This is a genomic window from Halococcus sp. IIIV-5B (genome assembly GCF_003602035.1).
Taxonomy (GTDB): Archaea; Halobacteriota; Halobacteria; order Halobacteriales; family Halococcaceae; genus Halococcus; species Halococcus salsus.
The window spans coordinates 1-21,052 of sequence record NZ_QZWE01000037.1 but is presented as its reverse complement, the minus strand read 5'-3'; the positions used below and the strand labels follow the sequence as shown (position 1 = coordinate 21,052).

27 protein-coding genes are annotated in these 21,052 nt (G+C 67.6%); 11 read left to right on the top strand and 16 right to left on the bottom strand.

Annotation, left to right across the window (positions count from 1 at the left end):
- Positions 1–40 precede the first annotated feature (40 nt).
- Positions 41–1,108 carry a phosphotransferase family protein gene (locus D3261_RS17425; protein ID WP_120074567.1) on the bottom strand — a complete coding sequence of 356 codons (1,068 nt, stop codon included), beginning with the start codon at positions 1,106–1,108 and terminating at the stop codon, positions 41–43.
- Between the two features lie 151 nt (positions 1,109–1,259).
- Between D3261_RS17425 and D3261_RS17420 the strand changes: the two genes are divergently transcribed.
- Positions 1,260–2,489: an acyl-CoA dehydrogenase family protein gene (locus tag D3261_RS17420; protein WP_120074565.1), complete on the top strand. Its 1,230-nt coding sequence runs from the start codon at positions 1,260–1,262 to the stop codon at positions 2,487–2,489.
- 147 nt (positions 2,490–2,636) lie between these two features.
- On the opposite strand, the gene D3261_RS20745 is transcribed toward D3261_RS17420, so the two are convergent.
- Positions 2,637–2,918, bottom strand: coding sequence for a CPBP family intramembrane glutamic endopeptidase (locus tag D3261_RS20745; protein ID WP_233554027.1), 282 nt, complete (start codon positions 2,916–2,918; stop codon positions 2,637–2,639).
- Between the two features lie 545 nt (positions 2,919–3,463).
- Between D3261_RS20745 and D3261_RS17410 the strand changes: the two genes are divergently transcribed.
- Positions 3,464–4,246, top strand: a complete 783-nt coding sequence (locus D3261_RS17410) for a Sir2 family NAD-dependent protein deacetylase (protein WP_120074563.1) — start codon at positions 3,464–3,466, stop codon at positions 4,244–4,246.
- A gap of 19 nt (positions 4,247–4,265) precedes the next feature.
- On the opposite strand, the gene D3261_RS17405 is transcribed toward D3261_RS17410, so the two are convergent.
- Entirely contained in the window at positions 4,266–4,772 is a 507-nt protein-coding gene (locus tag D3261_RS17405; protein WP_120074561.1) for an amphi-Trp domain-containing protein, read from the bottom strand.
- 58 nt (positions 4,773–4,830) lie between these two features.
- On the bottom strand, positions 4,831–5,076 hold the full coding sequence (locus D3261_RS17400) for a glutathione S-transferase N-terminal domain-containing protein (protein ID WP_120074559.1): 246 nt from the start codon (positions 5,074–5,076) through the stop codon (positions 4,831–4,833).
- A 76-nt stretch (positions 5,077–5,152) separates the two neighbouring features.
- On the opposite strand from D3261_RS17400, the gene D3261_RS17395 reads away from it, so the two are divergent.
- On the top strand, positions 5,153–6,322 hold the full coding sequence (locus D3261_RS17395) for a CaiB/BaiF CoA-transferase family protein (protein ID WP_120074557.1): 1,170 nt from the start codon (positions 5,153–5,155) through the stop codon (positions 6,320–6,322).
- Between the two features lie 20 nt (positions 6,323–6,342).
- On the opposite strand, the gene D3261_RS17390 is transcribed toward D3261_RS17395, so the two are convergent.
- Positions 6,343–7,041 (bottom strand): HAD family hydrolase, encoded by a 699-nt coding sequence (locus D3261_RS17390; protein WP_120074555.1) that lies wholly within the window; start codon positions 7,039–7,041, stop codon positions 6,343–6,345.
- 77 nt (positions 7,042–7,118) lie between these two features.
- Between D3261_RS17390 and D3261_RS17385 the strand changes: the two genes are divergently transcribed.
- A complete protein-coding gene (locus D3261_RS17385; protein ID WP_120074553.1) occupies positions 7,119–7,571 on the top strand; it encodes a DUF5804 family protein in 453 nt (150 codons plus the stop codon).
- 5 nt (positions 7,572–7,576) lie between these two features.
- Here the strand turns inward: D3261_RS17385 and D3261_RS17380 are convergent, their stop codons facing one another.
- The 3 genes from D3261_RS17380 to D3261_RS17370 all read right to left on the bottom strand — a co-directional run bounded on the left by D3261_RS17380 (position 7,577) and on the right by D3261_RS17370 (position 9,014).
- The gene (locus D3261_RS17380; protein ID WP_120074551.1) at positions 7,577–8,209 is read right to left on the bottom strand and encodes an SDR family oxidoreductase; all 633 of its coding nucleotides are present in this window, start codon (positions 8,207–8,209) and stop codon (positions 7,577–7,579) included.
- Between the two features lie 363 nt (positions 8,210–8,572).
- On the bottom strand, positions 8,573–8,839 hold the full coding sequence (locus D3261_RS17375; RefSeq protein WP_120074549.1) for an HAH_0734 family protein: 267 nt from the start codon (positions 8,837–8,839) through the stop codon (positions 8,573–8,575).
- A gap of 67 nt (positions 8,840–8,906) precedes the next feature.
- On the bottom strand, positions 8,907–9,014 hold the full coding sequence (locus D3261_RS17370; RefSeq protein WP_079255085.1) for a C2H2-type zinc finger protein: 108 nt from the start codon (positions 9,012–9,014) through the stop codon (positions 8,907–8,909).
- A 159-nt stretch (positions 9,015–9,173) separates the two neighbouring features.
- On the opposite strand from D3261_RS17370, the gene D3261_RS17365 reads away from it, so the two are divergent.
- The 5 genes from D3261_RS17365 to D3261_RS17345 are packed head-to-tail and all read left to right on the top strand — an operon-like array spanning position 9,174 to position 11,404.
- Entirely contained in the window at positions 9,174–9,455 is a 282-nt protein-coding gene (locus tag D3261_RS17365) for a 50S ribosomal protein L44e (protein ID WP_007695729.1), read from the top strand.
- Positions 9,456–9,458: 3 nt separating this feature from the next.
- Positions 9,459–9,662 (top strand): 30S ribosomal protein S27e, encoded by a 204-nt coding sequence (locus D3261_RS17360; protein WP_120074548.1) that lies wholly within the window; start codon positions 9,459–9,461, stop codon positions 9,660–9,662.
- Positions 9,662–10,462 carry a translation initiation factor IF-2 subunit alpha gene (locus D3261_RS17355; RefSeq protein ID WP_120074546.1) on the top strand — a complete coding sequence of 267 codons (801 nt, stop codon included), beginning with the start codon at positions 9,662–9,664 and terminating at the stop codon, positions 10,460–10,462. The genes D3261_RS17360 and D3261_RS17355 overlap by 1 nt, the downstream gene beginning before the upstream one ends.
- Before the next feature lie 6 nt (positions 10,463–10,468).
- Positions 10,469–10,651 (top strand): RNA-protein complex protein Nop10, encoded by a 183-nt coding sequence (locus D3261_RS17350; RefSeq protein WP_120074544.1) that lies wholly within the window; start codon positions 10,469–10,471, stop codon positions 10,649–10,651.
- A gap of 3 nt (positions 10,652–10,654) precedes the next feature.
- Positions 10,655–11,404 carry a proteasome assembly chaperone family protein gene (locus tag D3261_RS17345; protein WP_120074542.1) on the top strand — a complete coding sequence of 250 codons (750 nt, stop codon included), beginning with the start codon at positions 10,655–10,657 and terminating at the stop codon, positions 11,402–11,404.
- 323 nt (positions 11,405–11,727) lie between these two features.
- Here the strand turns inward: D3261_RS17345 and D3261_RS17340 are convergent, their stop codons facing one another.
- Together D3261_RS17340 and D3261_RS17335 are read right to left on the bottom strand one after the other, a co-directional pair.
- On the bottom strand, positions 11,728–13,983 hold the full coding sequence (locus D3261_RS17340; protein WP_120074540.1) for an NADP-dependent malic enzyme: 2,256 nt from the start codon (positions 13,981–13,983) through the stop codon (positions 11,728–11,730).
- A gap of 62 nt (positions 13,984–14,045) precedes the next feature.
- Complete coding sequence (locus D3261_RS17335; RefSeq protein ID WP_120074539.1) at positions 14,046–15,122, bottom strand: Xaa-Pro peptidase family protein; 1,077 nt, start codon at positions 15,120–15,122, stop codon at positions 14,046–14,048.
- A gap of 96 nt (positions 15,123–15,218) precedes the next feature.
- Between D3261_RS17335 and D3261_RS17330 the strand changes: the two genes are divergently transcribed.
- Positions 15,219–15,698, top strand: a complete 480-nt coding sequence (locus tag D3261_RS17330; RefSeq protein ID WP_120074537.1) for a COX15/CtaA family protein — start codon at positions 15,219–15,221, stop codon at positions 15,696–15,698.
- A gap of 318 nt (positions 15,699–16,016) precedes the next feature.
- Here D3261_RS17330 and D3261_RS17325 read toward each other — a convergent pair whose 3' ends face one another.
- From D3261_RS17325 to D3261_RS17300, 6 genes are all read right to left on the bottom strand, one after another.
- On the bottom strand, positions 16,017–17,258 hold the full coding sequence (locus tag D3261_RS17325) for a tripartite tricarboxylate transporter permease (protein WP_120074535.1): 1,242 nt from the start codon (positions 17,256–17,258) through the stop codon (positions 16,017–16,019).
- Between the two features lie 86 nt (positions 17,259–17,344).
- A complete protein-coding gene (gene rpl12p, locus D3261_RS17320) occupies positions 17,345–17,683 on the bottom strand; it encodes a 50S ribosomal protein P1 (protein WP_120074533.1) in 339 nt (112 codons plus the stop codon).
- A gap of 24 nt (positions 17,684–17,707) precedes the next feature.
- A complete protein-coding gene (locus D3261_RS17315; protein WP_120074531.1) occupies positions 17,708–18,769 on the bottom strand; it encodes a 50S ribosomal protein L10 in 1,062 nt (353 codons plus the stop codon).
- A 1-nt stretch (position 18,770) separates the two neighbouring features.
- Entirely contained in the window at positions 18,771–19,412 is a 642-nt protein-coding gene (locus tag D3261_RS17310) for a 50S ribosomal protein L1 (RefSeq protein ID WP_120074529.1), read from the bottom strand.
- Positions 19,413–19,526: 114 nt separating this feature from the next.
- Positions 19,527–20,015, bottom strand: a complete 489-nt coding sequence (locus D3261_RS17305; protein ID WP_120074527.1) for a 50S ribosomal protein L11 — start codon at positions 20,013–20,015, stop codon at positions 19,527–19,529.
- A gap of 53 nt (positions 20,016–20,068) precedes the next feature.
- Positions 20,069–20,563, bottom strand: a complete 495-nt coding sequence (locus tag D3261_RS17300) for a hypothetical protein (RefSeq protein ID WP_147464991.1) — start codon at positions 20,561–20,563, stop codon at positions 20,069–20,071.
- 119 nt (positions 20,564–20,682) lie between these two features.
- On the opposite strand from D3261_RS17300, the gene D3261_RS17295 reads away from it, so the two are divergent.
- Positions 20,683–21,052, top strand: a 370-nt coding sequence (locus D3261_RS17295) for a GTPase (protein WP_120074523.1), incomplete at its 3' end; no start/stop codon positions are given.

Below are 21,052 nucleotides of genomic sequence, written 5' to 3'. Positions count from 1 at the left end.
TGATCGTTTCGTCCGGCCCGTCCCACGACGGCGGACGGGACTACAGCGGCTCGTCGCCCTCGATGATCCGGACCGCGCGCTCGGCGAGCTCCGGCACCCCGGTCTCCATCCGAGGGTAGAGCGGGTCGTCGGCGTTGCCCTCCAGGTAGCGCCGGAAGAACATCTCGCCGAGCCCCGCGAGCTTGTAGACCGCGAGGGCGCGGTAGAAGCGGTCGTGCTCGTAGTCGATCCCGGTCTTCGCCTCGTAGCGTTCGACGAGTTCCTGCCGGGTTGGGTACCCCTCGCGGGTCATGAACGTCGCGTTGAGCGAGTCTGTCGCCTGGGGTGGTGCGGGGTCCTTCCCATCCCACCAGTACGACAGCATCCAGCCCAGGTCCACCAGCGGGTTCCCCAGCGTGCTCAGCTCCCAGTCGAACACCGCGACGACCGTCGGTGGCGTGCCCGGCCCGAACATCACGTTGTCGAGTTTATAATCACCCTGTACGAGCGTGTGTTCGGGCGCTTCGGGTGTGTTCTCCGTGAGCCACTCCATCACGTCGTAGAGTTCGGGCACCTCGCGTTCCTCGCTCGTGACGTCGAACGCCCACGTCAGCTGTTCGGACCACCGCTTCACCTGGCGCTCGGTGAACCCGTCGGGATAGCCGAACTCGCCGAGCCCCACTGCCTCGTAGTCGACGGCGTGGATCTCGGCGAGGCCGTCGACGAGCTCCTCGCCCACTCGCTTTCGATGGTCGGGCGCGGCGAAGCGCTCGGGTTCGTCGTCCCGGAGCACGTCGCCCGCGACGCGCTCCATGACGTAGAAATCACAGCCGAGGACGGAGTGGTCCTCGCAGGCGAGCACCGTCGGTGGGACCCGAACCTGGGAGTCCTGAAGTGCATCCATCACGTGAAACTCCCGGAGGACGTCGTGGGCGGTGTCGGCGACCTCGCCCGGCGGCGGCCGGCGAACCACGAGGTCGCGGTCGCCCCACTCGACGAACAAGGTCTCGTTCGAGTGGCCCTCCTGGTGGTGACTGATGTCGTACTCGTCGACCGGTCCGAGTTCAGATTCGAAGTAGTCCGCGAGCGCGTCCTCGTCGACGATCCGCGAGAAGTACTCGTCACTCATGGTCGGTGTGGCTGGAGTCGAGGTGGATCGGCGGTCTCGTTACCATTGGTAGGGAGGTTGTGACTCGGGGTACGAATAGCTGCGGGTCACGCCTCCACTGGTCGGCAGCCCGGGCCTATCGTTTTACAATGTTGTGCGGGCAAGGGTGGGCATGGAGTACAACGACTCCGCGACGGCGGCCGACCTCAGGGAGCGCGCCCACGAGTTCATGGAGGAGGTCGTCCTCCCCGCCGAACGCGCCCACGACGGGGGCGAGGTCGTCCCGCACGAGACCATCGCCGACCTCCGGGAGTCCGCCCGGGAGTACGACGTCTACGCGCCCCAGATCCCCGAGGAGTATGGAGGCATGGGTCTCGACCTCCGGGACGTGCTGCCGCTGTTCGAGGAGGCGGGTCGAAGCCTGCTCGGCGCGCCCGCGATGCGGGTCGACGCGCCCGACGAGGGCAACATGCACACCCTCGAACTCGTCGGCACGGAGGCCCAGAAGGAGGAGTGGCTCCGGCCGCTCGTCGCGGGTGAGATCAACTCGGCCTTCGGGATGACCGAGCCGGCTCCCGGCGGTGGGTCGGATCCCAAGATGCTCCGGACGACCGCCGAAAAAGAGGATGACGAGTGGGTCATCGACGGCCACAAGTGGTGGACCACCCAGGGAAGCGCCGCCGACGTCATCCTCCTGATGGCGCGAACGGACCAGGATGCCCACCCCTACGCCGGCTGTTCGATCGTCCTCGTGCCTACCGAGACCGAGGGTGTCGAGATCGTCCGCGACATCCCCCACCTCGGGCCCGCGAGTTCGTCGGAGGGTCACGCCGAGGTCCGCTTCGACGACGTTCGCGTGCCCGCCGAGAACCTGTTGGGCGAGGAGAACGAGGGATTCACGATCGCTCAACAGCGCCTCGGACCAGCACGATTGACCCACTGTATGCGATTCTCGGGGATGGCCAGTCGAGCACTCACGGTGGCGAAGACCTACATGAGCGAGCGCGAGGCGTTCGGGTCGTCGATCGCCGACAAGCAGGCCCAGCGGTTCGCGGTGGCGGAGGCCGAGACCCAGCTCCACGCCGCCCGGACGATGGTCCGGGACGCCGCCGAGAAGATCGCCCGGGGCGAGGAGGCCCGCGTCGAGGTCTCGATGAGCAAGGTGTTCGCCGCCCGCGTCGCCCAGGAGACCATCGATCTGGCTGTCCAGTGCTGTGGCGGGGCGGGCATCAGTCGGGACCTCCCGCTCGCGGACTTCTACGAGGCGGTGCGCGCGTTCCGGATCATCGACGGCACGGACGAGGTCCACAAGCGAACCATTGCGCGCGAGGCGTTCGACGAGGACGCGGTTCGTCCCGAGGAACTCGACGGATTGCCGAGGTTTGGCGAGTCCACCGACTGACCCGAATCGGATCCCACTGCGGGTTCCTTCTCGAATCCCACGGAACGACCGTCGTGTGAACCGTCTCACCGACTGCCCTCGCTATCAGCACGAATCCGTGTCGCTCGTTTCGGTCGACCCACGCGCAGAACGAGGTCGGTAGTCGACTCAGACCACGGCCAATCCGATCCCGATCGTGTTGTAGAGTGCATGCGCGAGCACCGCAGGCGCGATGTTCTTCGTTCGAGCGTAGATCGAACCGTACACGAGCCCGCCGACGAGGTTGCTTGCGAACGGACTGGCCATCAGTACCGGATTCGGACTGTAGTACGTTGGCACGTGTGAGAGCGCGAACAACGTCGCCGCGAAAACGACGGCTACTGCACTCGGCAGCCCTTCGTCGAGCCGTTTCTGGATGACGTTCCGGTAGAACAACTCCTCGGCGGGCACGGCGAAGAGGACGACCAGTAGAACTCCCGTTGCGATGGTCGCAGTACCGCCGGATAGGATCAGCGCGAGACTGTCGCTCCCCGAAGGGGTGAGACCGAACAGGGAGTTGGCGACTCCAATGCCGACCTCCGCAACGAGATGTATCAGAACACCTGCTACGGCGTATCCAATACCTCGTCTCGTCAGTGATTCTATGTCGAAGTAAGCGACCCCCCCTACCGGAGAGATACAGGAACAGAACCCCCACAGCGAGCGCTAATCCGTAGCTGTACAGGAAGTTCACCGCGAGCGAGACGGGAGAGAGACCGGATTCGTTGACCAGTGGGCGAGCCACGGAACGAAGTACCATCGGTTGAACGGCGCTGATAGCTCCCGAAATAGCAACGAGAATCACGGCAATGGAGACGGCACGGAGGCGTGGGTCGGAAGCACCACCCATCATATTGCTGCTACTAAGTCTCCGTATTAAAGATCGTGGATGTCTGTTGCTTGGGAACGTGACGAGCGTGCCGCGGGCTTTTGTTCGTTCGACGCCACCGATCCACATGGACGACGCGCTCCGATTCGCCGCGCAGGCCATCCGCGAGGCCGAGTGCGCGGTCGCGATGACCGGGGCCGGGGTGAGTACCAACTCGGGGATCCCGGACTTCCGAGGCGAGAACGGGCTCTGGAAAACCCACGACCCCGCCGATTTCCACCGCTCACGGTTCGAGGCGAGTCCGGGGGAGTTCTGGCGCGACCGGCTCGACGTCGATGCCGCGCGCCACGGCGAGCACGTCGCGCCGAACCCCGCTCACGAGGCGCTCGCCGCTCTCGAAACCCGGGGCGCGCTCGATGCGCTGATCACCCAGAACATCGACGGGCTCCACACGAAGGCGGGCTCCGAGCACGTCATCGAACTCCACGGCTCGGGCGAACGCGTCGTCTGTGACGACTGCGGGCGGCGGCTCGCGGCGGCCCCGGTTCGCGATCGGGTCCGAGGTGGGGAGACGCCGCCCCGCTGTGCGGACTGCGGCGGGGTGCTCAAACCCGACGTGGTGCTGTTCGGCGAACAGCTCCCGCAGGCCGCGCTGCTCGAAGCCCACGCGCTCGCCGAGAGCGCCGACGTCTTCCTCGTGGTCGGGTCGTCGCTCTCGGTCGAGCCCGCGGCGTCGCTGCCCGGAACGGCCGCCGACCACGGCGCGACGATGGTCGTGGTGAACCTCGACCGGACCCCGCTCTCCGGGCGCGTCGAGTACGACTTCCGGGCCGACGCCACCGACCTGCTCCCGCGACTGGCGGCGGCGGTCGACGGCGGGGCGGCCGCTCGGGACTCCGCCCGACCGTAGCGCTTCCCGGCTCCTCGCCCTACTTCGAGACGAACTCCGCACCCGGCGCGTTCCGCATCACGCTCCGTGCGCCCTTCAACGCGTTCGCTTTCGTCGTGTAGCCCTCGCCGCTGGTGGCGATGATGTTGCCGTTGCGATGGACCAGCCGCCAGCGGTGCTCGTCGGCCCGGTCGCGGAAGACTTCGAACCGCGCGAGGCTGTCCGGGGGGCGTGGCGCGACGTCGACGACGTCTTCGGCGTCCGCTTCGGGGTGGGTTTCGTCGTTCGCTTCGGGTTGGGTCCCGTCACCCGCCTCCTCCCACTCGATCTCGAACTCGATGCTGGTCTCGGTGGTATCGTCCTCGACCTCGCGCTCGACTTCGACCTCGAAGGTCGGCCGCTCCGGCGGCTGGACGGTGACGGACTGGCCGTCGGACTCCAGCGTCACCGGGCCGTCGCCGGCGAGTTCAGCCGCCGCCGCACCGAGGACACGCGCGATCTCGGCGCGGCTTCGGGGCTCCTCGGTCTCGAAAAGGGTTTCCTCCATAAGGGAAGCTACGCTCGCCCGGGGCATAAACCGAGTGGCGACGCCGGTTCGGGTCGCCTCAGGCCGCGGCGTAGGAGGTGTCGAGGTACTCCACGATGCGGTCGGACTCGCCCATCGTGATGCCGCGTTCGTCGTCCACGAGCACGGGAACGTCGCGCTGGCCCGAGACGCGTTTCACCTCGTCGCGCTTCGAGTGGAGCGCCTCGGTCCACTCGCTCTCGAACTCGATATCCAACTCGTCGAGTCGGTCGACGACCTGTTCGCAGTGCGGGCAGCCTTCGAGGCGGTAGAGCGTGACCGTCATACCCGGCAGTTGGTGGCCCAGCGGCAAAAACATCCCGCCGACGAAGGGTTATGCGGACGGCGGCGAAGGTGGCGATATGCGACTCGACGGCGTTCGCGTGCTCGACCTCACGCGCTACCTCCCCGGTCCCTACGCGACCCAGCTCCTCGCCGACGCCGGAGCCGACGTCATCAAGATCGAAGACCCCGCGGGCGACCCGGCCCGCCACCTCGACTTCGCGCCCGACTCGGCCGACAGCACGCTTTTCGACGCGGTGAATCGAGGCAAGCGAAGCGTCGCGCTCGACCTCAAAACCGAGAGTGGGACGGCGGCGTTCTTCGCTCTCGTGGCGGACGCCGATGTCGTCATCGAAGGGTTTCGACCCGGCGTCGCCGACCGGCTCGGGGTCGGCGACGAGGCGGTCCGCGAGCAGGTCCCGGATATCGTCTACTGCTCGCTGTCGGGTTACGGCGCGACCGGACCCTACGAGACCCGTGCCGGTCACGACCTCAACTACGTCGCGTTCGCGGGGCTACTCAATACGAACCGCGCGAACGAGTCCGAAGCCCCGCGGGTCCCCGGTATCCAGGTCGGCGATATGACCGGCGGGCTGTTCGCCGCCTTCTCGGTCGCCGGCGCGCTCTGTTCGCGCGCGCTCGGCAACACCGACGGCGAACACCTCGACATCGCCATCACCGACGTCCTGCTCTCGGTCTCGCAGTCGCTCGCACCGGCCGCGTTCGGGGACGACCCACCGCGACCGGGCGAGACGGCACTCGCGGGAGCACTCCCGTGGTACGGGGTGTACGAGACCGCCGACGGGCGGTACGTCAGCCTCGGGGCGCTCGAACCCGTCTTCTGGGAGCGCTTCTGCGAGACCGTCGACCGACCCGACCTCGTCGAGGTCCACGGGACCGAGGACGGAGCCACCCGAACCGCGCTCCGCGAGGAACTCGACGCCATCTTCGCCGGCCGAACCCACGAGGAGTGGGAAGAGCTGTTCGCCGACACGGACGCCACCGTTGAGCCCGTTCGAACGCTCACCGAGGCCCTTTCCCATCCGCAGACCGCTTCGCGCGAGCTCGTCGAACGCGGCCCAGGACCGGTGCGGATCGGGCTCCCAGCGCGATCCTCAGCCCCCGCCGAACCCGGAGCGGGCGTACCGCGGCACGGCGAGCACACGGCGTCGGTGCTCCGGGAGGCCGGCTACGGGGACGGCGACCTCGACCGACTTCGAGAGACGGATGCGGCGGTGTTCGGCGGCTGACTCGGCACGAACGGCCTCCGCTACTCTCGTTCGACGCCAACGACGTCGAGAAGTTCGAGCGGCTCCTCGATCCGATAGTCGACGACGGGGTCGTCGGGAGGGGCTTCGGCCGCGCTGCCGCCGAAGGCCACAGTGTGGATCCCGACTCCCGACCCACCCTCCATGTCGTTCCGATAGCGGTCGCCGACCATCACTGCCTGGCCGGGTGCGACGTCGGCTTTCTCGAGCGCCGTCTCGAACATCGCGGGATCGGGTTTGGTGCGGCCGACTTCTTCCGAGGTGGTCATCGCGTCGAGATACGGTACGACCCCGAACCCGTCGAGGAGGCGTTCGGCCTCCCAGGTGTCGATATCGCTGACGATACCCTGGTGAAGCCGGCCGTCGAGTCGCTGAATGGTCTCGACGGTTTCCGGAACCGGTTCGAGGACCTCGGCGGTCGCACGCTCGAACGCCGGCAGCCACTCGTCTTCGGGGATCTCCCGCCCGACCATCGCCGCGACCGCTCGCGCGTAGCCCTCCCGCGCACTCGCGAACTCCGTGCCATCGCGGTCACGGAAGTGCGCCCCGAGTTCGTCGCGCCAGGTTTCGAGTGCGTCGTCACCGAGGTCGAACCGCTCGGCGAGGTTCTCGACGAACGCGCGGTGGCCCCGTCGAACGGAGTCGAGGTCGAGGACGACGCCGCCGATGTCCCAGAAGACGGCGTCGTATCGGGGAGTCATGCAGTGAGCGATGGCTCGTCGGGCCAAGAAACTTCCCTGTCGAAACGATTTTAGCCGGGTGGGCTGTTCGGTTTCGCGTGACGGAGGTCTGCATCGTCGGCGCGCCGGAGGTCGAACTCCGCTACGAGCTCCTCTCGCGCGAGACCGCCCGCGACGCGCTCGCGACCTACGACCTCACCGCGCCCTACGGGAACACCCTCGCGCTCCGCACCGTGAGCCTCGGCGCGGCGGTGGCGCTCCTCAACGACCTCAACTGGTATCTCGTCCGGTTCGCGTCCGCGGCGTTCGTTCGCGAACCCGCGATCCATCCCGACGAGTGGTTCTCGCGCGACCTCGCGACCGCGGTGCGCGACGAGCGCGTCGACCCCGCGGAGACGGGCCGCCACCTCGCGCTCTACGGTGTGCTCGACGGCGAACTCACCGAACCCGAGTACGTCGTCCGAACCCACGAGACCCCCAGCCGCGACGACCGGGACGAACTCGACGAAACCCTGGTGGTCAGGGTGACCGAAGCCGAGTTCGAGGCGTAGCCGCGTTACGAATCGTCGGTCGGGTTCGCGAGTGCGTCCTCGATCGACTCGTCGCCTTCGAGGAGTTCGAAGGTTTTGCCGTACGTCGACTCGGTGTCGAGCGCCGCCACCAGCACGCGCGCGACGTCGGCCCGGGTGATCTCGCCACGGTCGAGCTTCCGGGCGGTTTTCACTTGATCGGTCGCGGGGTCGTCGGTGAGTGCGCCGGGACGAACGATGGTGTAGGTGAGGTCGCTGTCGGCGAGGTACTCGTCGGCGGCTCGCTTCGCGACGAGGTAGTCGTAGAGCCCGTCGGGGCTGTTCTCGGGCTCGTCGGCGTTCATCGCGCTCAACATCACGAACCGGTCGACACCTTCCTCCTCTGCGGCGTCGACGAGCTTGTTCGCGCCGTCGCGGTCGACGCCCTCAACGTCCTCGCCGCTCGACCCGGCCGCGAAGATTATCGCGTCGTGGTCGGGGACCGCGTGGCTGACCTCCTCGGTGAGGTCAGCGACCACGGTTTCGACACCGAATTCGGCCATCTCGTCGACTTGGGATTCCGTCCGGACCATCGCCGTCGTGTCGTGGTCGCTCTCGGCGAGGATCTCGGTGATGTGCTGGCCGACGCCGCCGTGCGCGCCCGCGATGAGTACGTTCATGTCGTGGAGAAGTAGGGGTTGGAGACTTCTAAATCATCTGCCCGATAGACAGTGCGGCGGCGCGGTCGCGGTGCGGGGGCGGTGCGGCCGCGACCGCGGCGGTTGCGGTCTGCGGTTTGCGGTTGCGGTTCCTGGTGGATGAAGGGCGAGCCGCGCGAGCGAACGGAGTGAGCGCGCGGCGAGGGCTTCGGCGGTGCTGTGCGGAGCGGTTGCGGAGTAGTTAGTGGTCGTACCGCGAACGAGCCGGAGGCGAGTGAGCGGGCGCAAGCGCGACCAACGGGAGCGCGCAGCGCTTTTGATCCACATTTTGCCAGCGAGCCGAAGGCGAGCGCAGCAAAAGGTGGGCGTTCGAGAGGTGGGGCTCTATGTCGTGAGCTCGCCCTTCCGTTCGAGGACGGTGACGGCCTCGGCGTCGACCGACTCGACGTCGAGATGCATCGGGATGTACTCGCGGCGCTCGAAGGTCCCGATCTCGTCGGGCGTCCCCACCGTACACCAGAGCTGTGGGCGATCCGGCCCGTGCCAGTCACCGAACTTGCTGACGCCGAAACAGACCACCTCGTCGCCGTCGTACTCGATCCGCCCGCCCTTGCGGACCCCCGGATTGCCGTGAATGATCAGCCGCTTCATGCCGGAGACTCGACCGACGCGGACCTAAGCGCTTCGGACCTCGTGTCGGTTCGTCGAGAGCTCGTGCTCAGGCCATCCCCTGTTCGGGGTGCTCCTCCTCCATGTGGTCGTTGAGCGATTCCTCGGTTCCGAAGGACTTGTTGCAGATGCGGCACTCGAAGTCGGGTGCGCTCATTGGAGGGGGAGGTTGGGGACGAACCGACTAAACGATTGCACCGGCAAACGAAAGCCGGCCGGCGGTCGGCGGTCCCGAACGCCGCGGCGTGTGGAGAGCGCTCGTCCCGGCAGACCAAACGGGTTTTACCCTCGCGTCCGTTATCGGGCCTCAGCAACCATGGAGATGCCTCGTCGGTTCAACACGTACTGCCCCCACTGCAACGAACACCACCAGCACGAGATCGAGAAGGTCCGCCACGGTCGCGAGACCGGCATGAAGTGGATCGACCGACAGACCGAGCGCGGGACGTCGGTCATCGGCAACGCCGGCAAGTTCTCGAAGGTGCCGGGTGGCGACAAGCCGACCAAGAAGACCAACCTCAAGTACCGGTGTGGCGACTGCGGCAAGGCCCACCTCCGCCCCGGATGGCGCGCCGGCCGACTCACCCTCCAGGAGTAATTCATGGCAGGCAACTTCTACACCGTCGAATGTCCGGACTGTGAGAACGAACAGGTCGTCTTCGGGAAGGCCGCGACGCAGGTTGCGTGTGCGGTCTGTGGCTCGACGCTCGCACACGCGACCGGCGGCAAGGCGGTCTTCGAGGGCGAGGTGCTCGACACTGTCGAGCGCCGGAACGCGCCCGACGAACTCACGGGATCGAGCTGATGAACTACAGTGGCTGGCCGGACCCGAGCGAGCTCGTGATCGGGAAGGTCGACGAGATCGCCGACTTCGGCGTCTTCGTCGACCTCTCGGAGTACGAGGACAAACGCGGTCTCGTCCACATCTCCGAGGTCGCCTCGGGCTGGATCAAGAACGTCCGCGACCACGTCAGCGTGGGCCAGACGGTGGTGGCCAAAGTCCTCTCGGTCGACGAGGGCTCCCAGCAGATCGACCTCTCGCTCAAGGACGTCAACGACCACCAGCGCTCCGAGAAGGTCCAGGAGTGGAAGGCCGCCCAGCGCGCCGACAACTGGATGACGATCGCCTTCGGCGAGGACATCGACGACGAGCAGTACACCGCGGTCGCGAACGAGTTCCTCGCCGAGTTCGGTACGCTCTACGCGGGGTTCGAGGAGGCCGCCATCCGCGGCGCGGACGCGCTCGACGGGACCGACCTCTCGGATGACGAGGTCGAGGCCATCGTCGAGACCGCCCGCGAGAACGTCTCGGTACCCTACGTCGCGGTCTCGGGCTACGTCGACCTCCGGAGTCCCGAAGCGGCCGGCGTCGACGCCATCCGTGAGGCGCTCCACGCCGCCGAGGGCAACGGCGACCTCCCCGACGGGGTCGACCTCGACGTGACCTACGTCGGCTCGCCGGAGTACCGCATCCGCGTCGAGGCACCCGACTACAAGACCGCCGAGGCCGAGCTCGAAGCCAGCGCCGACCGCGCGGCCGCCGCCGTCGGCGAACACGGCGGGAGCGCGGAATTCCACCGCGAGCGCCGCAGCGACGACGAGTAATTTTCGATGAAATCCGCGATTCGAGTCTGTGCCGACTGGGAGTCGACCCACGACCGGCCGGTCTACACCCTCTCCGAGACGTGCCCCGAGTGCGGCGGGCGGGCGATCAACAGCGCGCCCGCGCCGTACAACCCCGAGGACCCGCATGGGGAGTACCGACGCGCTCTTAAGCGGCGCGAGTCCGGGTAGGGCATGGACGAATTCGATATCGAGACGCTCGCGGAGCCGGCGCTCTCCGACCCCGTGCTCGTCGAGGGGCTCCCGGGCGTGGGCCACGTCGGCAAGCTCGTCGCCGAGCACCTCCTCGAAGAGCTCGATGGCGAGCCGGTTCGTCGCGTCTACTCCGAGCACTTCCCGCCGCAGGTCGACATCGACGAGGGCCGTGCGACGCTCGCCTCAGCCGAACTCCACGCCGTCGAGGCCGACGGCCAGGACCTCCTCGTGCTCACCGGCGACCACCAGGCACAGGACGCCGCCGGCCACTACCGACTCACCGACCGCTTTCTCGACATCGCCGATGAGTTCGGCGTCGAGCGGGTGTTCGCGCTCGGCGGCGTCCCGACCGGCGAACTCATCGACGAGTACGACGTCATCGGCGCGGCGACGGCCGACGAGTCCATCGAGGCGCTCGAAGACGCGGGCGTCGAGTTCCGCGAGGGCGAACCCGCCGGCGGCATCGTCGGCGTCAGCGGCCTCCTCCTCGGCCTCGCCGAACGTCGCGACCTCCCCGCGGCCTGCTTGATGGGCGAAACCAGTGGGTATCTCGTCGACCCGAAGAGCGCCCGCGCGGTGCTCGAGATCCTCGAGGACATCGTCGGCTTCGAGGTGAGCTTCGACTCCCTCGAAGAGCGCGCCGACGAGATGGAGGAAGTGGTCCAGAAGATCCAGCAGATGGAGGGCGGCCAGGCCGCCACCGACGACGACCTCCGGTATATCGGATAAATCAACCTCCCGACCACCTCCACCTCTCGAACGCCCACCTTTTGCTGCGCTCGCCTTCGGCTCGCTGGCAAAATGTGGATCAAAAGCGCGTCGGGTTCCTTGCAGTCACCCTCGCGCCCGCTCACTCGTTTCACTCGCTCGCGGTGCGATTCCTGCACACGACCGCAACCGCACAGCACCGCTGCCGCCGAAGCCCTCAGCACGCTTCGCGTGCTTCGCCCTTCATCCGCCAGGATTCAAAACCGCACCGCAACCGCCGCGGTCGCGGCCGCACCGCAACCACACCGCAACCGCAACCGCAAACCGTGCCCGGCGGGCGCGGCTTACTCGCCGTTTTCCTGCGCGTCGACCACGGCCACGCCGGCGAGATTCACGATGTCCTTGACCTCGTCGCCTCGCTGGAGGACGTGCACCGGTTTGTCCATCCCAACCAGCATCGGGCCGATGGCGTCCGCGCCGCCGAGACGCTGGAGGAGCTTGTAGCCGATGTTCCCGGCTTCGAGGTTCGGGAAGACCAGCACGTTCGCCGACCCGTCGAGGTTCGAGAAGTCGTAGGTTCCCTCCAGGATGTCCTCGACGACGGCGGTGTCGGCCTGCATCTCGCCGTCGACCGGGAAGTCCACACCCGACTCGTTGAGCATCTGAGCGGCGCGGCGGGGCTTCCGAGTGCCCTCGTTGTCGACGCTCCCGAAGTTCGAGTACGAAAGCAGCGCGGCCCGGGGCTCGACGTTGAAGCGTCGCGCGAGCTCCGCGGTGTGTTCGGTGACCTCCGCGAGCACCTCGGCGCTCGGGTTCTGGTTCACCGTCGCGTCGGCCACGAATATCACCTGGTTCTTGAAGGTGAGCATGTAGACCCCGGCGGCGTAGTCGGCCTCCTCGTGGGTCCCGATGACCTGGAGCGGCGGTTTGAGTGCCGAGGGGTAGTCGTGCATGAGTCCCGTGAGCATCGCGTCGGCGTCACCCATCTCGACCATCACGCTCCCGAGGTAGTTCGCGTCGCGCAGGAGTTCGGTGGCCTCGTTGCGCGTCACGCCCTTGCGCTGGCGGAGCTCGTAGAGCCGGTCGGTGTAGCGGTCGAGGTCGGTCTCGTCCGGGTCGACGATGTCGGGTTCGAACGCGAGGCCGAGGCCTTCCATCGTACCCTCGATCCGGCTCCGGTCGCCGATCAACACGGGCTCGGCGAGCCCCTGTTCTTGGATCTGGTGGGCCGCGCGGATGATCTTCTCGTCGCCACCCTCGGCGAGCACCACGCGTTTCGGCTCGGATTTCGCCTTGTTCAACACCACGCGCATCATCTCGCGGGACTTGCCGAGTCTGGCTTCGAGCTCCTCGGTGTACGCCTCGACGTCGATATCCGAACGCGCCGCGCCGCTCTCGACCGCCGCCTCGGCCACCGCGGGCGTGACCTCGAACAACACCCGGGGGTCGACGGGTTTCGGGATGATGTACTCGGGTCCGTACTGAAGCGGCTGGTCGCCGTAGGCCTTCACCACGGCGTCCGGCACGTCCTCACGGGCGAGTTCGGCGAGCGCCCGCGCGGCGGCGACCTTCATCTCCTCGTTGATCTCGCTGGCGCGAACGTCGAGCGCCCCACGGAAGATGAACGGGAACCCGAGAACGTTGTTGACCTGGTTCGGGTAGTCAGAGCGCCCGGTCGCCATGATCACGGTGTCGTCGCGCGCGGTCTTGGCTTCCTCGTAGCCGATCTCCGGGTCGGGGTTCGCCATCGCGAACACGATCGGGTTCTCGTTCATCGAGCGGATCATGTCCTGGTCGGCGACGTCGGCCACCGAGAGCCCGACGAACACGTCGGCGTCCTCGAGGGCGTCCGCGAGGCTCCCCTCGTCGATGTCGCGGGCGAACTCGCGGTTGTACTCGTTGAGCTCGCCGTTCTCGGCGCGCTGTTGGGTGAGGATGCCCGAGGAGTCACACATCGTGATGTGGTCGGGGTCGACACCCAACGAGATGTAGAAGTTCGCGGTGGCGATGGCGCTCGCGCCGGCCCCCGAGAACGTAACCCGAATGTCGCTCATCTCCTTGCCCGCGAGGTCGACGGCGTTCACCAGCGCGGCCCCGGAGATGATCGCGGTCCCGTGCTGGTCGTCGTGGAACACAGGAATGGACATCGACTCGCGGAGCCCCTCCTCGATGGCGAAGCACTCCGGTGCGCTGATGTCCTCGAGGTTGATCCCGCCGAAGGTCGGCTCCATCGCCGTGACGGTTCGGATGATGTCCTCGGGGTCCTCCTGGTCGAGTTCGATGTCGAAGACGTCGATGTCAGCGAAGCGCTTGAAGAGGACGCCCTTGCCCTCCATCACGGGTTTCGAGGCCTGTGCACCGATGTCACCAAGGCCCAGTACCGCGGAGCCGTTCGAGACCACACCGACCATGTTGCCCTTCGCGGTGTAGGTGTAGGCGTCGTCCGGGTTGTCGTAGATCTCCATGCACGGCGCGGCCACGCCCGGCGAGTAGGCCAGACTCAGGTCGCGCTGGGTGTTCGTCGGCTTGGTGGTCGAGATCTCTATCTTGCCGTGCGGCTCCTGGCTGTGATAATCGAGTGAATCCTCGTCGAGTCCCATGCCATCCCTCTCTCACCGTGGTACAAAAAACTATCCGAAACCAATATTCGACGATCGACGAATTACGGCCCGAGCGCGTGGCGGACGATCCGCTCGCCGTCCACCTCGAACTCGCGGGTCGGCCACTCGCCGGTCGCGGTGAGGACCTCGACCCCGTCGTCGACGAGCACCGTGTCCTCGCTCTTCGCGCCCTGGACGGTCGGGTTCCAGGCGTATCCCGCCGGGGTGGCGACCGGTTCGCTCGCCGTCGGTGTCGCCTTCCACTCCCGCCCCACGAAGCCCGTCAGGCCGCCCTGGTGGTGTTCCTCCCACTCACCGGGATAGCCAGCGTCGGCGTAGGCGTCCTGTATCACCTCGAACAGGTCGGCCGCGGTGCCCTCGCCCGCGAGCCGGTTCGTCGCCGCGATGACCGCCGCCTCCACCGACATCGCCGCCTCGTGGCGCTCGACCAGCCACTCGGGTGGGTCGAAGGCCACGGTCCGCGTGACGCTCGCGTGGAGGCCGTCGCGGACCCCAGTGACCGTCAGGATGCCGTAATCGCCGAGCTCGACGTCCTTCGGCGGGAAGTGGCGGTAGGCCTGCGCGCGCTCCGCGCTCGCGACGAGCGCGACCGGCGAGTCGACCCCGCGCTCGAACAGCGCCTCCCGGAGCCGGGCGGCGGCCTCGCGTTCGGTGGTCCCGGAATCGACCTCGTGACCGACCGCCTCGACCGCCGCCGCGGTGTCGGCCCCGAGCGCCCGATACCGCTCGACGTCGATGTCGGTCAGCGGAGTTCTGAGCTGCGTCGGATCGAGGGTCCCGAGCCCCGGAACGTCGAAGTCCGCCGCCGCCGGGGTCGGCGAGCGCTCGGCGACCGCGTCGGAAAGCGTGGATTCGTACCACGGGAACGATTCGATCGGGGTGCCGTCGGGAAGCTCCTCCTCGGCGAGCCGCGGGGCTTCGATGGTGTCGGTGACGACTCGGACCTCGTCGCCGTCGTAACCCGCCGCCGCCACGCCGGTCCCCGCCTCCCGGTCGACGACGTTGTCGCCGCCGGTGAGCCACGCGAAATTCGCCGGCCGGGCGAACCAGACCGCATCGAGGTCTTCGGCCGCGAGATACGTATCGAGTCGGTCGGTTTTCTCGCTCTCCGGATACACGTTCTCCCCCTCGCGCGACGGCCCTAAATAGGTGTGCTCGGAACGGTCCGAGCCGGATCGAAAAGCCGTAAGTACGCTGCCCATCGAGTACGACTCATGGTCCGTTTTCGCCACCTGGCCGCCGTCACCACGGGGATGACGTTCGTCCTCATCCTGCTCGGGGTGTACACCGCCGCCGCGGGCGCGGGGTTGTCGTGCGGCGCGCGATGGCCGCTGTGTAACGGTGCGGTGTTCGGGCTGTTCCCCGCCGATTGGCCCAGCTTCATCGAGTGGTTCCACCGACTCGTCGCGATGATCACCGGCTTCGCCATCCTCGGGACGACCTACCTCGCGTGGCGACAGGACGAGGCCCGCCGCACGAAGTACGCGACGGTACTCGCGCTCGTCGCCCTCCCGATCCAGGTGATCCTCGGTGGGGCCACCGTCACCGTCTACACCCCGCTGGTCCAGGTCGCTCATCATGGCGCTGCACTCGTGATCTTCGGCGCGCTCATCGCCGCCACCGTCTGGGCTTACGAGGCGACGCCCGACGACCCCGCGACCGCCGACACCGCTGCCGCCACCAGCGCGGACTAACCTCCACTTTTTCGAGGAGCGGTGGCCGACCAACGGGAGGCCACCCGACGAAGAAAACCTGTCTTCGTGAGCGAAGCGAACGAACGGCTCGGAGCGCGCTTCGCGCGCTCCGGCGGACTAAAAACTGCCGCTCACTCGGCCTTCGGCCTCGTTCGCGGTACAACCACTAACCAACCGCTACCCACTACCGCACCGCCGAAGCCCTCGCACCCTTCGGGTGCTCGCCCTTCATCCACCAGGAGAGCGTGGGGGCCACCACGATGCATCGATCCCCCAGTCAGGGGAGACGAGAACGAACTGGAATCCTCAGAACCGAACTCATATGCCGAGTATCAGCGGCCCCATCAACACCCCCATCAGGTGGACACGGCGCGCGCCCACTTCCGCGGGCACCAATCCGACGAGCGCGGCCGCACAGAACGTACCGACCCCGGCGAACCCCGCGAACAGAAAGGAAAGAACGACCAACAGACAGAGGACGACGACCGAGAGCCAGGTGTAATCGAGCCGTCCCACCGTCCGGAGGTAGCGGTCGCCGAGGAGCGGCACGAGCACGAACCCAACGCCGGCGGCGAGCACGACCGCCGAGAGGAGGAGCGGCAGGTCGAGCGGCACCCCCGTGGAATCGAGGGCGACGAGCACGCCCGTCCGGGGCGACCCGAGCGCGACGAGCGCGAAGAGGGCGAAAATCGTGTTCGAGGTGTTGACCCCGCTCGTCGCCACGAGGAAGCCCCGCGCGCCGTCGTCGTTCGGGACGAGCGGCAGCGCGACCGTCGCCGCGACGGCCGCCGAAACACCGGGGAGATAGCCCACGACCGCCCCCGAGACCGTCCCGGCGAACGCCGTCGACCCGACGACACGTCGCGGCGTGGTGACCGCGGCGTCGGCCTGCTCGGGAACCCCCGCCCCGTCGAGCGCCTCGATCAGCACCGGCGCGCCGAACGCACCGGCGAACAGCGGCATCAACATCCCACCCGCCGTGAGCGGGGCGGTGGGCTCGATATCGAGCGTGAGGACCCCGAGCCCCGCGCTCAACACGAAGGCGAGCGCACCGCCGACACACGCCCGGATCGAGCCTTCGGTGAGCACCAAGAACGCGACGACCAGCGCCAGCACCAGCGGGAGATGGGCACTCACCGTGGGGTAGACCGACACCATCAGCCGGGTCATCGGGAGCGCGAGCGGAACGGCGAGCACGACCGCGAGACCACTTCCGAGCGCCGACAGCCGGAGTGCCTCGCGACCGCGACCCGCGACCACGAGCCGATGGCCGGGCAGCGCGGAGGCCGCCATCGCGGGGTCGGGGACGCCGAGCGCGAGTGCCGGCACGACGTCGAGAAACGTGTGCGTGACGCCAGCGGCGAGCATCGCCCCACCGACGTACAGCGGTGGCCCCGGGATCGAGGGCGCGGCCGCCGCGAGCAGGAGCGCAAAGTTGTTGGCGTGCAATCCGGGGACCAGCCCGCTCACCGTGCCGAGCGCGATCCCCCCGAAGACGAAGCCGAGCGCGAGTGCCGCCGACTCCGGGGCGAACACGACGCTCCCGTCGACCACCCCCATTCGCCGGGAATGGTCGCGTTCTCCGCGTTAAACCCTCGCACCGCTATGCGGTCGTGAAAACAAGTGAAGTGGGTTCTGGAGTGCGCTTAGCCGAAGAGCTCGCCGAGGCCCTCGCCACCCGCATCGTCGTCCTCGTCGTCGTCTTCTTCGGCTTCCGCTTCCTCCTCTTCTGCCTCGTCGGCCTCCGCACCTGTGTCGTCGTCGCCGGCCGGAGCGGCGGACGCGCCACCCGCGCCACCGGCGGGGACCGCGGCGGCCTGCTCGACGGCGTCCTCGATGTCGACGTCCTCGAGGGCGGCCACGAGCGCCTTGACGCGCGAGTCCTCGACGTCAGCGCCGGCGGCCTCGAGCACGCTCGTCAGGTTGTCTTCGTTGATCTCTTCGTCGGTCTCGTTCAGGATGAGTGCTGCGTAAACGTATTCCATTGTTGTAGTGGTGTGTTTGATTCGTTAGCCGAACATCGCGCCGAGGCCCTCGCCGCCCGCGTCGTCGTCATCGTCGTCATCGTCGTCATCGTCGTCGGGGGCCTCGTCCTCGGTCTCCGTTTCGGCCGGTTGGTCGTCGCCCTGTTCGTCCGTGGTGGTGGTGTCGGCAGCCACTTCCGCGCCCTGGAGTGCCTCCGGGAGCGCCTCGTCGTCGTGGATGTGCGCGGCGAGCGCACGGAGCTGGGCGTCGGCCCGGCCCACGAGGTCCTCGACGAGGTCGGGGCTCTCGACGGCGGCCTCGATCCCGAGGCCACGCGCCTCGGTCGCGCCCTTGCCGAGCAGCGCGCCCGCGGTCTGGGCGGTCGGGTAGGCCGCGTTGATCGAGAGGTTCCGCCCGGCGGCGGCGGCGGACTCGATGTCCGCACGGTACTCGTCGATGTCGATGGCCAGCTCGTCGGCCTCGAACAGCGTCCCGTCGGCGTACACCGTTCTCAGGTCGAGCCCGACCTCCTTGGGCTCGATTCCGAGCTCCGAGAGCACGTTCGCGAGAGTCTGTGAGACCTCCTCGCCCTCCTCCAGAACCGTCGAGTCGGCGGTGACCTGGATCGAACCGTCCATGATCCGGGCCTCGGCACCGACCTGCTGGAGTTCGCCCACGAAGGGCCCCGGGTCGATCCCGGTGTCGCCTTCGGGGATGGTGATGTCGTTCGGCGAGACCTCGCCCGCGTTGATCGGGGCGGGGGTCTTCGAGGCTTCGAGCTGACGGTAGAGCCCGAACGGGTTCTCGTTCGTCCCGATCAGCCCGACCTGCCCTTCGACCTCGTCGACGAGCTCGTCGACACCCTCGTCGGCGTCGTCGAGTGCGCGCGTCAGCAGGGTGTTACGTGCGACGCGGAGCCGGGCCGATCCCTGGAGGTCGCGACGCATCGCCTGGAGCTGTCGGCTCGGGATGCCCGCGACCGAGACGATCCCGACGCTCTCGTAGCTCGCGATGAGGTCGGCCAGATCCGCGACCTCCTCGCGCTTCCACTCGGGAACGTGTTCGGTCTGGTGGTCCGTGGCCTCCGATTCGGCGTCGGCGGCCATCTCAGGCCACCTCCACCGAGGGGCCCATCGTGGTCTTGACGTACATCGTGTCGATGTTCAGGGGCCCGCGTTCGAGGCTCGCCTCCAGACGCCGGTTGACGACGTCGATGTTGTCGGCGATCTCGTCGGCGGTCATGTCGGCCGCGCCGACGCGCGTGTGGAACGTGCGCCGGTCGCGGCTCCGGACCTGCACCGTGTTCTTCATCCGTTCGATGGTCTCGACGACGTCGTCGTCGGGCTGGAGCGGGGTCGGCATCTTCCCGCGTGGCCCGAGCACCGTCCCGAGATATCGGCCGATGTCCTGCATCATGCCGGCCTCGGCAATGAAGAAGTCGGTGTCGCCAGCCAGGTCCTTCGCGGCACCGTCGTCGTCGCCGAGCTCCTCGAGGTCGTCCCCGTCGAGCACTTGGTCGGCGACCTCCTCGGCACGCAGGGCGGTCTCGCCCTCGGCGAACACGATGATCCGTGTGTCCTGACCGGTGCCGGCGGGGAGCACGATGCTCTCGTCGACTCTGTTCTGTGGGTCGTTGAGGTCGAGATCGCGCAGGTTCACGGCGAGGTCGACCGTCTCGGTGAAGTTCCGAGCCGGGGCCTCGTCGAGCGCGCGCGTCACGGCCTCTTCTATGTCCTGTGCTGCTGCCATATGTCACCTCCGTAGTACGCCTTCGTGGCTGCTACGGCGTGAAACAGGCGACGCCTGTCTCACCGGAAAGCCATCGTTACGCGGGTTTAAAACCGTCGAAGCGCGTCGAAAAGCTCAGGCCGTGGCTTCTTCGGCTAACACGTCGTCGTACTGCCCGTCGTCGACGCGCTCGCCGAAGGTCCGGGCGTCCTCGCCGTCGATGGTCACGCCGAGCGTGACGCAGGTGCCCGCGACCTCCTTCGCGGCGTTCTTCGTGTCGTAGGCCAGCAGGTCCGGCCCCTTCTGTTCGGCGACCTGTTTGACCTCCTCGACCGAGATGTCGGCGACGAAGTCCTTCTGGGGTTCGCCGCTGCCCGTCTCGAACCCGGCGGTGTCCTTGATCAGCGCCGCGGTCGGCGGGACACCGACGGAGATGGTGAAGTCGCCCTCGTCGTCGTACTCGACGGTGACGGGGACCTCCATTCCGTCGAAGGCCTCGGTCTGGTCGTTGATCTCCGCGACGACCTCTTGGACGTTCACCGGGGTCGGGCCGAGCTCGGGTCCGAGCGGCGGGCCGGGGTCGGCCTCCCCGCCGGGAACGAGTGCTTCGATAGTTCCAGCCATGGTCGGAGAACCGTCGCCGCGTGGTTAAGGATTACTTTTCGATGCTCTCGGAACTACTGACGGGCGAGGAGCCCGCGCGCTCGCCGGCCGCCAGCGCCCACGACGAACCCGACGACGCCGAGGAGGAGAACGAAAAGTCCACTCACGAGAAACACGTACAACCCGCCTTCGAGTGCCGCCCACTCGTTTCGAGCGACCGTGAACAACACCTGACCGCCAACCAGATAGCCGATAGCCAGACCCACCACAGGCGCAAGCGCGAGGCTCACCACGAGCCCATCGTTCAGATAGGCGTGGATCGCCCCGGCGAGGAGGCCGGCGATCACGGCCGCCAACGCGACGACCAACAGCGCGAGGCCCACGTATCCGTGCAGGATTTCGAGCACACCCGTTGGATCCCCCGAGGCTGTGATCGACAGTGTTTGTCCCAGTGCGAGCGCGACACCAGCGACGACGAGGGACCCGAGGGCGAGTTTCGTCCAACGCGCCGAGACCGACCGATCCTCGCCCAGCAAGACCCGGTCGGCGTTCGAACGTGTGCGACCCACGAACGCCGGATCCGAGGCCATCGGCAAGTAGCTACCGACGATCCGGGGCGCTCCGGAGTCGAGGTTTCGCCGAGAACGGATGTGAAGCCCTTTTCGACTCCCGCCCCTCAGGGTGGGTGATGGGCGTCGAAGACGAGATCGAGGAGATCCGTGAGGAGATATCGGAGACGCCGTACAACAAGTCCACGGAGGCGCATATCGGTCGGCTGAAGTCCAAGCTCGCCGACCTGAAGGAGAAGCTCGAGAACCAATCCTCCACGGGCGGCGGGCAGGGCTACTCGGTCGAACAGACCGGCGATGCCACCGTGGCGCTCGTCGGGATGCCGAGCGCGGGGAAGTCCACCCTCCTCAACGCGCTCACCAACGCCGAGAGCGAGGTCGGGGCCTACGAGTTCACCACGCTCGACGTGAACCCGGGCATGCTGAAGCACAAGGGCGCGAACATCCAGGTGCTCGACGTCCCCGGGCTGATCGAGGGCGCGGCGGGCG